8 protein-coding genes and 1 tRNA gene are annotated in these 11,474 nt (G+C 66.9%); 6 read left to right on the forward strand and 3 right to left on the reverse strand.

Features of this window, described 5'->3' with window-relative positions; all coding sequences use genetic code 11:
- Positions 1-67: 67 nt before the first annotated feature.
- The 3 genes from EPL03_RS02470 to EPL03_RS02480 all read right to left on the reverse strand — a co-directional run bounded on the left by EPL03_RS02470 (position 68) and on the right by EPL03_RS02480 (position 2,758).
- Positions 68-1,999, reverse strand: a complete 1,932-nt coding sequence (locus EPL03_RS02470; RefSeq protein ID WP_135827753.1) for a hypothetical protein — start codon at positions 1,997-1,999, stop codon at positions 68-70.
- Between the two features lie 138 nt (positions 2,000-2,137).
- Positions 2,138-2,560: a group I intron-associated PD-(D/E)XK endonuclease gene (locus tag EPL03_RS02475; RefSeq protein ID WP_135827754.1), complete on the reverse strand. Its 423-nt coding sequence runs from the start codon at positions 2,558-2,560 to the stop codon at positions 2,138-2,140.
- A gap of 125 nt (positions 2,561-2,685) precedes the next feature.
- A tRNA-Asp gene (locus EPL03_RS02480) sits at positions 2,686-2,758 on the reverse strand.
- 342 nt (positions 2,759-3,100) lie between these two features.
- Between EPL03_RS02480 and EPL03_RS02485 the strand changes: the two genes are divergently transcribed.
- From EPL03_RS02485 to EPL03_RS02510, 6 genes are read left to right on the forward strand one after another with little or no spacing between them, the layout of a single operon-like run.
- Entirely contained in the window at positions 3,101-3,328 is a 228-nt protein-coding gene (locus EPL03_RS02485; RefSeq protein WP_135827755.1) for a DNA-directed RNA polymerase subunit H, read from the forward strand.
- A 2-nt stretch (positions 3,329-3,330) separates the two neighbouring features.
- Complete coding sequence (locus EPL03_RS02490; RefSeq protein WP_135827756.1) at positions 3,331-4,896, forward strand: DNA-directed RNA polymerase subunit B''; 1,566 nt, start codon at positions 3,331-3,333, stop codon at positions 4,894-4,896.
- A gap of 1 nt (position 4,897) precedes the next feature.
- Positions 4,898-6,724: a DNA-directed RNA polymerase subunit B gene (gene rpoB / locus EPL03_RS02495; protein WP_135827757.1), complete on the forward strand. Its 1,827-nt coding sequence runs from the start codon at positions 4,898-4,900 to the stop codon at positions 6,722-6,724.
- A 1-nt stretch (position 6,725) separates the two neighbouring features.
- Entirely contained in the window at positions 6,726-9,677 is a 2,952-nt protein-coding gene (locus EPL03_RS02500; RefSeq protein WP_135827758.1) for a DNA-directed RNA polymerase subunit A', read from the forward strand.
- Positions 9,670-10,887: a DNA-directed RNA polymerase subunit A'' gene (rpoA2, locus tag EPL03_RS02505; RefSeq protein ID WP_135827759.1), complete on the forward strand. Its 1,218-nt coding sequence runs from the start codon at positions 9,670-9,672 to the stop codon at positions 10,885-10,887. The genes EPL03_RS02500 and rpoA2 overlap by 8 nt, the downstream gene beginning before the upstream one ends.
- Positions 10,888-10,890: 3 nt before the next feature.
- Entirely contained in the window at positions 10,891-11,370 is a 480-nt protein-coding gene (locus tag EPL03_RS02510) for a NusA-like transcription termination signal-binding factor (RefSeq protein ID WP_135827760.1), read from the forward strand.
- The last annotated feature ends 104 nt before the right edge of the window (positions 11,371-11,474 follow it).

Here is an 11,474-nt window from a genome sequence, read left to right on the forward strand (position 1 = left end):
GGTCGTCAGTCGCTCGAACTCTCGTCGGCTCCGTCGTCCGCACCCGTCGGCAGCGAGGCGCGTCGCCTCATCCGTACTGCTCCTGATAGCGCTCGTGGAGCGCGTCTATCGCCCGCTCGACCGAGGTCCCGTCCTTCGGGACGAGCTCCACGAACCCCGGCGGGGCGTCGTCCTGGACGTCCAGCGACTCGACCACGTCGGTCTGTCGCTGGCCGAATCGCTCGAACTGGGCCAACACGGCGGGAGTCGCCACGCTCTCGGGGAGGTCGGCGGTCTGGAGCTCCGCCCGGTCGTCGTCGGTCGCGCGCCCGGCGTTCTTGAGCTCCCGCAACACGAACAGCACCGAGTCGATGATTTCCTCGGGCCGGGCCGACGTGGCCCGGTCGTCGCTCCCGTCGGCCCGGTCGTCGGCCGTCGCGCCGCGAGCGGCTTGCCCGGCGTCGCGTGCTACACCCGCGCTCGGCCCTGCGTTCGCCTCCCGTCCCGCGTCGGCTGCCGCGCCGACGCCGCCCGAGCCGGCGTCGCCCGCGGGGTACTCGATGCGCACCGCGTCGCCCTCCACTCGGAGCGTCGCGCCGTACTCGTCCTCGAACGCCGCGCGGAGCTCCTCGACCACCGCGGGCTCGACGCCCGCCGGAAGCGAGACGCGGTCGCCGCCGTGGTCGACGGTACCGACGACGCTCCAGAGGAACTCCACGACCACGACCAGGTCGCCCGCGTCGTCCGCGGCCGCCTCGGCCTCGCGCTCGGCCTCGTCGAACCGGCAGTCGTGGAGCGCGTCGCGACCGGCGTCGAGCCGGTCCTCCACGTCGCGGAGGCCGGGGGTCCCGCCGTGTCGGCCCTCCACGACCAGCTCCTCGAGCCGGGCGGCCACCCGGCCCTCGAAGCGGTCGACCTTGGCCCGGACGGTCTCGACGTCGGATTCGGCGGCCTGGGCGGTCTCGGCGAACGACGCCTCGCGCTCGGCGACGTGTTCGTTCAGCTTCGAGAGGTGGTCCTCGACGTCTTCGACGGCCGACGCGACGGTTTCGAGGTCCTCGCCGCGCTCGATTCGGTCGAGCAACACGTCCGAGACACGGTCGACGTGGACCGGCGAGTCGAACGCCTCGCCCTCGACCTCGCGGAAGCGCGCGGGCAGGTTGACGAGTTCGTACGACCGGTCGTACCGCGACCACGACTGGACCGTGCCGTAGGTGGTCCGGACGCCCGAGGCGACTCGTTCGCGGAGTTCGTCGTCGATGCGCTCGACCTCGCCTTCGGGGTCGAGCTCCTCGACCCGGCTCCGGAGCGAGGCGGCCTCGGCCCTGAGTTGGTCGGCGGCGTTCCGGTCCGTGGCGTCGAGGTCGGCCGCGAGATCCTCGCACTCGTCGAGGAACTCCCGGCGTCGCCGGCGGGCCTGCTCGACGCCGTTGGGCGCGAGCTCCTCGAGCGCCCCGAGGTCACCGATTCGCCGGCGGTAGGCCTCCTCGAACGTCTCGCGCTTCCGGTCGAGTTCCGACGCCAGCTCCGCGAGCTCGGCCGACTTCGCCTCGACCACGGTCTCCTCCCAGTCGTGGCCGAGCGCGGCCCCGATGGCCGCGCCGGAGGCCAGTACGGGGACCGCGAAGAACGCAACGACCTGTATCGTGGGTACGTCGGACCCGAACAGCGGTGCGTAGACGCCGAGGTACAGTGCGAAAAACAGCACGGACACGAGCCCCGCTGCCGCGAACGTCACGTCGCGATTGCTCCGACCGAACTGCGCGACGCCCTGCGCGACCCACGCGCCCGCGATGAGCACGAACAGCCCGAACACCAGCGCCGGGCTCTGCCACATCAACACGGCGGCCTCGTCGAACACCGCGACCGACCGAATCGCGCTCTGGACCGCCTGTAGCCCGGCCATCCCGAGCGTCGTCTCCAGCATCGCCAGCGTCGTCTGGACGAGCGTGGCGAGTATCGGTATCCCTGCGAGCCCCCACGCGACGAGGGTCGGTTCAGTTCCGCGACCTGTAGCCATCACCTTTACGCGTCTCGTGGGGGTCTCAAAACGTTTGCCCTTGGGGTAACGGCGGGCCGGACGGCCCGACGCCGCCACCGAGCGACTCGCCCGAACGACGTGGGGCCTACCTGATTGGGGTTGGATATGACGGGCGAGTTAGGGTATCTCGCCGTCGAACTCGTACTCCGTAGCGAGGTTGACGCTCGGATGGTCGATCTTCGGATCGACGACCCGGAGATACGTGTTCTTTTGCCCGGCCTCTTCCTCCGGGACCCAATACACCTTTCCCGTGTCCTTGCATCTCACGGCGAACGCCTCTATCTCGTCTTCGTAGTCCACACGAACCACTTCACCGTTCGCGGTCGTTTTGCTACACGTCTTGAAGCGGACGCACTCGTCTTCGAGCCATCCCGTTTTGCACTGGACGCGTTGGAACGACTCTCCGTCGTCGACGACGAGGTCGTACTTGTCGTTGTCGCCGAATGGTATAGAGACGCTGTATCCTGCGGATATCAACGCTTGCAGTATTGCTACTTCGCTCTCGTCACCTGTGTCTTTCGAGTTGACGGTCGCACTCACGGTTGTATTTCCCGCGCTATCGCTTATAAAATTAGCCAGGATGGCTATATTGTGCGGAATATCGTGGGTACTCTCGTTCGACGACGTGAAGGGACGGGCCACTGCCGAATTAATTCGCAGGAAAGCGCCCGAGGCGGGATTTGAACCCGCGTCACGACCGTGACAGGGTCGTATGATGGGCCACTACACCACCCGGGCTTTCGACGCATTATCTCCTTGCTGGCTTGCAGACTTAAGGCTTTCCAAACGATGCCCGTGTGGGTGCCGATACCGCAGGACGACGACCGGCGGGCGGCGCGGCCGAGCGCGCACTCGGCACAAACGATTTATGCCCCGATGTCGTGGATACCCACGTTGGTACTTCGCGCAATCGGCGGTTCCGGCGCGGGCGACGCCCGCGTCGCGGGGTTCGGCGCGGGCGGTCGAACAGCTAGCGGTCTCCACCACACTTAGCAAGTGTTAAATGAGCTCGCCCTGTATAGCCCTGTAGTATCTCGTGATAGCCATTTCTCCCACTGCGCAGACAACCCACCGCCACACATGGTAGATGTAAGCCAACACGACCTGGTTCCGGACCACAGCGTCGTCGACGACGACGAGCTGGACGACGTCATGGAGGAGTACGGCATCGACCCGACCGACTTACCCAAAATCAAACGCACCGACCCCGCGCTGCCCGACGACGCGGAGGTCGGGGACGTAATCGAGATCGTGCGCGACTCGCGAACCGCCGACACCGCGACCGTGTACCGACTGGTGGTAGAGTAACAATGGACCGACAAGACAGACGCGCCATCTCCAAGGAGTACTTCGGAAAGGAACGTCTCGCAGAGCACCACTACCGCTCGTTCAACGCCTTCCTGGGTCGCGGCATGCAGGAGGTCGTCGACGAGAAAGAGACCATCGATACCGACATCGGCGACAAGGAGGACGAGGAGCCGGTTCACGTCGAACTCGGCGACGTACGTATCGTGACGCCGCGCGTGCGCGAGGCCGACGGCAGCGAGGAGCTGCTCTATCCCCAGGAGGCCCGCCTCCGCAACATCACCTACGCCGCGCCGGTGTTCATGGAGATGTCCATCGTGAAGGGCGAAGGCGACGACGAGCGCGTCGTCGACGCCACCGAGACCAAGGTGGGTCGGATGCCCATCATGGTCGGTTCCGAGAAGTGCAACATCGCGGGCTTCTCCGACGAGGAACTGGTCGAAATCGGCGAGGACCCCGCCGACCCCGGCGGCTACTTCATCGTCAACGGCTCCGAGCGGGTGCTGATGACCAGCGAGGACCTCGCGCCCAACAAGATTCTCGCGGAGTACGACAGCAAGTACGGCGACGAGATTCAGGTCGCCAAGACGTTCAGCCAGCGCCGCGGGTATCGTGCGCTCGTGCTGGTCGAGCGCACCCGCGACGGCCTGCTCGAAGTGTCGTTCCCCTCGGTCTCTGGCAGCGTGAATTTCGTGACGCTCGTGCGCGCGCTCGGGCTGGAATCCGACGAGGAGATCGTCCACCGCGTGAGCGACGACCCCGAGATCGTGAAGTTCATGCTCGAAAATCTGGAGGCCGCCGACGTCCAGACCGAGGAGGAGGCCATCGAGTCGCTGGGCAAGCGCGTCGCCTCCGGGCAGGGCAAGAACTACCAGCTCAAGCGCGCCAACTACGTCATCGACCGCTACCTGCTTCCGCACCTCCACGAGGAGGGCGTCGACGAGGAGGACGTCCGCATCAACAAGGCGTACTACCTCTGTCGGATGGCCGAGGCGTGTTTCGAGCTCGCGCTCGACCGGCGCGAGTCCGACGACAAGGACCACTACGCCAACAAGCGACTGAAGGTCAGCGGCGACCTGATGACCGACCTGTTCCGGACCGCGCTCAACAAGCTGGCCCGGGACGTGAAGTACCAGCTCGAGCGCGCCAACATGCGTAACCGGCAGCTGTCGGTCAACACCGTGGTCCGGTCGGACGTGCTGACCGAGCGGCTCGAACACCCCATCGCGACGGGCAACTGGGTCGGCGGCCGGTCGGGCGTCTCCCAACTGGTCGACCGCACCGACTTCATGGGCGTCCTGAGCCACCTCCGGCGGCTGCGGTCGCCGCTCTCGCGGAGCCAGCCCCACTTCGAGGCGCGGGACCTCCACGCGACCCAGTGGGGTCGCATCTGCCCCTCCGAGACGCCGGAGGGACCGAACTGTGGGCTGGTGAAGAACTTCGCGCAGGCGATGGAGCTGTCCCAGGACGTCGAGAACGAACAGGGCCTGAAACGAGAACTGGCGTCGATGGGTGTCGAGGGCATCCCCGGCATCGAAGGCGTCGATTCGGCGGCAAGCGCGGACGACTAACATGAGTCAGGGACGAGAAGCCAAAGTGTACGTGAACGGCAGTCTGGTCGGGACCCACCCCGACCCGGAACAGCTCGCAGACCAGGTTCGCCACGCCCGGCGGCGCGGCGACGTGTCGGAGATGGTCAACGTCTCGGTCAAAGACCGCACCCGCGAGGTCATCATCAACGCCGACGCGGGCCGGGCCCGCCGGCCCCTGCTCGTGGTCGAGGACGGCGAACCCCTCATCACCGACGAGGAGGTCGAGGCGCTCAAGAACGGCGACCTCGACTTCGAGGACCTCGTCGAACGCGGCAAGGTCGAGTTCATCGACGCCGAGGAGGAAGAGGACGTCTACGTCGCGGTCGAGGAGGGTGACGTGACCGACGACCACACCCACCTCGAGGTCGACCCGCAGCTCATCTTCGGCATCGGCGCGGGGATGATTCCGTACCCCGAGCACAACGCTTCGCCCCGGATTACGATGGGTGCGGGGATGATGAAGCAGTCGCTCGGGCTGCCGGCGGCCAACTATCGCATCCGGCCCGACACCCGCCAGCACCTCCTGCACTACCCCCAGCTCTCGATGGTCAAGACACAGACCACCGAGCAGATCGGCTACGACGACCGGCCGGCCGCCCAGAACTTCACGGTCGCCGTCATGTCCTACGAGGGGTTCAACATCGAGGACGCGCTGGTGATGAACGGCGGCTCGGTCGACCGCGCGCTCGCCCGGTCGCACTTCTTCCGGACCTACGAGGGCGAGGAGCGTCGGTATCCGGGCGGTCAGGAGGACCGCTTCGAGATTCCGAGCGACGACGTTCGGGGCGCGCGCGGCGAGGACGCCTACACCCACCTCGACGAGGACGGCCTCGTCAACCCCGAGACGCGGGTCGACGAGAGTTCGGTGCTGCTGGGCAAGACCAGCCCGCCCCGGTTCCTCGAGGAGCCCGACGACATGGGCGGCCTCTCGCCCCAGAAGCGCCGCGAGACCTCGGTGACGATGCGCTCGGGCGAGTCCGGCGTCGTCGACACCGTGACCCTGATGGAGGGCGAGGACGGCTCGAAGCTCTCGAAGGTGTCGGTGCGCGACGAGCGCATCCCCGAGATGGGCGACAAGTTCGCCTCCCGGCACGGCCAGAAGGGCGTCGTCGGCCACATCGCGCCCCAGGAGGACATGCCGTTCACGGAGGAGGGCGTGGTGCCCGACCTCATCCTCAACCCGCACGCGCTGCCCTCGCGGATGACGGTCGGCCACGTGCTGGAGATGATCGGCGGGAAGGTCGGCGCGCTCGAAGGTCGACGCGTCGACGGCACGCCGTTCACCGGCGAGGACGAGGGCGAACTCCGTGGCGCGCTGGAGGACCACGGCTTCAAGTCCTCGGGCAAGGAGATAATGTACTCGGGCGTGACCGGCGAGAAGATCGAGGCCGAGATATTCGTCGGCACCATCTTCTACCAGAAGCTCTACCACATGGTGTCGAACAAGCTCCACGCCCGGTCGCGCGGTCCCGTGCAAGTCCTCACTCGTCAGCCCACCGAGGGGCGGGCCCGCGAGGGCGGCCTGCGCGTCGGCGAGATGGAGCGCATGGTGCTCATCGCCCACGGCTCGGCGCTCACGCTCAAGGAGCGCCTGCTCGACGAGTCGGACCGCGAGTGGATATACGTCTGTGCCAACTGCGGGATGAGCGCGGTCGAGAACGTCGACCAGAACCGCGTCTACTGCCCGAACTGCGACGAGGAGACCGACGTCCACGAGATAGAGATGTCCTACGCGTTCAAGCTGCTGCTCGACGAGATGAAGGCGCTGGGCATCGCGCCGCGACTCGAACTGGAGGACGCAGTGTAACATGTCTACGAATCAAACACCGAAGGAGATCGGCGAGATCAGCTTCGGGCTGATGGACCCCGAGGAGTACCGCGAGATGTCGGCCACGAAGATAATCACGGCCGACACCTACGACGACGACGGCTTCCCCATCGACATGGGGCTGATGGACCCCCGGCTGGGCGTCATCGACCCCGGGCTGGAGTGCAAGACCTGCGGGAAGCACTCGGGGTCGTGCAACGGTCACTTCGGCCACATCGAACTCGCCGCGCCGGTCATCCACGTCGGGTTCACGAAGCTCATCCGGCGGCTGCTCCGTGGCACCTGCCGGGACTGCTCGCGACTCCTGCTCACCGACGACGAGAAGGACAAGTACGAGGCCAAACTCGACCGCGCCACCGAACTCGGCAACGACGTCAACGACGTCACCAAGGCCGCCATCCGCGAGGCCCGCAAAAAGGACCGGTGTCCGTACTGCGGCGAGGTCCAGTACGACATCAACCACGAGAAGCCCACCACCTACTACGAGGTCCAGCAGGTGCTCACCAGCGAGTACTCCGAGCAGATCGCGGCCGCGATGCAGGGCAAGAGCCCCGACGGCGAGGACGACGAGGGCCGCGAACCCATGGCTCCGCAGGAGCTCGCCGACGCGACCGACATCGACCTCTCGCGGGTCAACGACATCATGTCCGGGGAGTTCCGTCCCCGCGAGTCCGACCGGAAGGCCATCGAGTCGGCGCTCGACGTCGACCTGACCGAGGAGGACATGAACAAGCTGATGCCAAGCGACATCCGGGACTGGTTCGAGGCGATTCCGGACGAGGACATCCGGACGCTGGGCATCAACGCCGAGCGCTCCCGGCCCGAGTGGATGATTCTGACGGTGCTGCCCGTGCCGCCGGTCACGGCTCGACCGTCCATCACGCTGGACAACGGCCAGCGCTCCGAGGACGACCTGACCCACAAGCTGGTCGACATCATCCGCATCAACCAGCGGTTCATGGAAAACCGCGAGGCGGGCGCGCCCCAGCTCATCATCGAGGACCTCTGGGAACTGCTCCAGTACCACGTCACCACCTTCATGGACAACGAGATTTCGGGCACGCCGCCGGCTCGCCACCGGTCGGGCCGCCCGCTCAAGACCCTCTCCCAGCGGCTGAAGGGCAAGGAGGGCCGATTCCGCGGCTCGCTGTCGGGCAAGCGCGTGAACTTCTCGGCCCGGACCGTCATCTCGCCCGACCCCACGCTGTCGCTCAACGAGGTCGGCGTCCCCGAGCGCGTGGCCGAGGAGATGACCCAGACGATGAACGTCACCGACCGCAACGTCGAGGAGGCCCGCCGGTACGTCTCGAACGGGCCGGAGACCCATCCGGGCGCGAACTACGTCAAGCGCCCCGACGGTCGGCGGCTCAAGGTGACCGAGAAGAACTGCGAGGAGCTGGCGACCAAGGTCGAGGCCGGCTGGGAGGTCAACCGCCACATGGTCGACGGCGACATCGTCATCTTCAACCGCCAGCCGTCGCTCCACCGGATGTCCATCATGGCCCACGAGGTGGTCGTGATGCCTCACAAGACGTTCCGGCTCAATACCACGGTGTGTCCGCCGTACAACGCCGACTTCGACGGCGACGAGATGAACATGCACGCCCTCCAGAACGAGGAGGCCCGCGCGGAGGCCCGCGTGCTGATGCGCGTGCAGGAACAGATTCTCAGCCCGCGGTTCGGCGAGAACATCATCGGCGCGATTCAGGACCACATCTCGGGGACCTTCCTGCTGACCAACGAGAACCCCCACTTCAACGAGACCCAGGCGCTCGACCTGCTTCGGGCGACTCGCGTCGACGAACTGCCCGAGCCGTCCGGTCACGACGAGGCCGACGAGCCCTACTGGACCGGCCGGGACATCTTCTCGGAACTGCTGCCCGACGACCTCAACCTCGAGTTCACCGGGACGGTCGGCGAGGACGTCATCATCGAGGACGGCCAGCTCGTCGAGGGCACCATCGCCGAGGACGAGGTCGGCGAGTTCGGCGGCGTCATCGTCGACACCATCACGAAGGTATACGGCAACACCCGCGCCCGCATCTTCATCAACGAGGTCGCGGCGCTGGCGATGCGCTCCATCATGCACTTCGGGTTCTCGATCGCCATCGACGACGAGTCCATCCCCGGTCAGGCCCAGGCCCGCATCGACGAGGCCATCGACAACGCCTACGACCGGGTCGAGGAGCTCATCGAGACCTACCAGAACGGCGACCTCGAATCGCTGCCGGGTCGGACCGTCGACGAGACCCTGGAGATGAAGATCATGCAGACGCTGGGCAAGGCCCGCGACTCGGCGGGCGACATCGCCGAGGAGCACTTCGACGACGACAACCCGGCCGTGGTGATGGCCCGGTCGGGCGCGCGCGGGTCGATGCTCAACCTGACCCAGATGGCCGGCTGCGTCGGCCAGCAGGCGGTCCGGGGCGAGCGCATCAACCGCGGTTACGAGGACCGGACGCTCAGCCACTTCAAGCCCAACGACCTGTCGGCCGAGGCCCACGGCTTCGTCGAGCACTCGTACACCGGCGGTCTCGAACCCCGGGAGTTCTTCTTCCACGCGATGGGCGGCCGCGAGGGGCTGGTCGACACGGCGGTCCGGACCTCCAAGTCCGGCTACCTCCAGCGCCGGCTGATGAACGCGCTGAGCGAGCTCGAGGCCCAGTACGACGGGACGGTCCGGGACACCAACAACCGCATCGTCCAGTTCGAGTTCGGCGAGGACGGCACCAGTCCCGTGAAGGTGGCCCACGACGCCGACACAGCCATCGACGTCGACCAGATCGCCGACCGCGTCATCGAGAGCGAGTTCGACTCCGAGGACGAGCGCCTGGAGTTCCTCGGCGAGAAGGCCCGGCCCACGAACCTCTCGGAACACGCCGAGACGCCCACGGTGGCCGACCGCGTGACGGGGGTGGAGTCGGATGACTGAACACGACGTCTCCGAGGACGTCGAACTCGTCATCGAGGACGCCGACCTCCCGCCGCGGCTCAAAGAGGAGGTGTACAGCACGGTCGCCGAGCGCGACGCGACCGTCGAGGAGGCCGACGAGATAGCCACGGTCGTCGCGAACCGCTACCGGGACACCCGGGTCGACCCGCTCGACCCCGTCGGCGTCGTCTCGGCTCAGTCCATCGGCGAGCCGGGGACCCAGCTCACGATGAACACCTTCCACTACGCGGGCGTCGCGGAGATCGACGTCACGCAGGGGCTGCCCCGGCTCATCGAGCTGGTCGACGCCCGGAAGACGCCGGACACGCCGATGATGAAGGTGTACCTCGACGAGGAGTACGCCACCGACCGCGAGCTCGCCCACCAGGTCGTCTGGCAGATAGAGGCGACCAAGATACTCGCGCTGGGCGACGTCTCGACCAACGTCGCCGACATGGTGGTCACCATCGACCTCAACCCGGAGACGCTCCAGGAGCGGTGGCCCACCGTCGAGCATACCGAGGACATCGCGGCCCGGGTCGCCGAGATAATCGAGGACTCGCTGGGCGTCTCGACCACCCAGCAGGGGACGAACGTCCAGTTCGGCCCCGAGGAGCCCAGCTACCGCGACCTGCTCCAGCTGGTCGAGGACCTGCGGGAGATAACGTTCAAGGGCCTCGAGGAGATTACCCGCGTGGTCATCCGCAAGGAGGAAGTCGAGGACGGCGAGGGCGAGGAGTTCGTCCTCTACACCGAGGGGTCGGCGTTCAGCGACGCCATCGAGATCGAGGGCGTGGACGCCAGCCGGTCGACGTGCAACAACATCCACGAGATATATCGCACCCTCGGGGTCGAGGCGGCACGCGAGACCATCATCGAGGAGACCCACAACACGCTGGCCGAACAGGGTCTCGACGACGTGAACGTCCGCCACCTGATGCTGGTCGCGGACATCATGACCAACCGGGGCACCATCGAGTCCATCGGTCGCCACGGCATCGCGGGCAACAAGGACAGCGTCCTCGCCCGCGCGGCCTACGAGGTGACGGTCAACCACCTGCTCGACGCCGCAATCCACGGCGAGGTCGACGACCTCAACGGCGTCATCGAGAACGTCATCGTGGGCAAGCCGGTCGAGATCGGCACCGGCGACGTCGACCTGCGGATGGGCTCGATGGCGGCCGAGGCCGAGCCCGAACCCTCCGACTGACGCATGCGCGTGACCCTCTCGGACGAGGCCCGCCAGTACATCGCGCTGTTCGAGGAGGAGACCGGCGCGACCGCTCGCGACTGCCTCGTAATCGAGGACGGCGACGACCCCGCGGACGGCGAGCCGGGCGCGGACGGCGAGCCGGGCGCGGACGGCGAGCGCGTCGTGTTCCTGGTCAAGCCGGGCGACATGGGCCGGGCCATCGGCTCGGGCGGCGAGACGGTCCGCGAACTCGAAGCGCGACTCGGCAGCGAGGTGACGCTGGTCGAGGACGCCGACACTACCGAGGCGTTCGTCGCCAACGCGCTCGCCCCGGCGGCGGTGTACAACGTCACCGTCAGCGAGGACGACGAGACGGTGGCGTACGCCGAGGTCGACGCGGCCGACACCGGCGTCGCCATCGGCGAGGGCGGCCGCAACATCGATATCGCCGAGCGGCTCGCCAAGCGCCACCACGACGTCGATGACATCCAGTTGACGTGAGGTCGGAGTCGGTGTTTCCATCGGTCTGACGGCTCGCCCCCGAAATTTTAGGCCGGACGCCGCCGTTTCCGAGGGAAAAGTAGTTTTTCGATAGCGGCGACGTT

It is taken from the genome of Halorussus halobius (genome assembly GCF_004765805.1).
Taxonomy (GTDB): Archaea; Halobacteriota; Halobacteria; order Halobacteriales; family Haladaptataceae; genus Halorussus; species Halorussus halobius.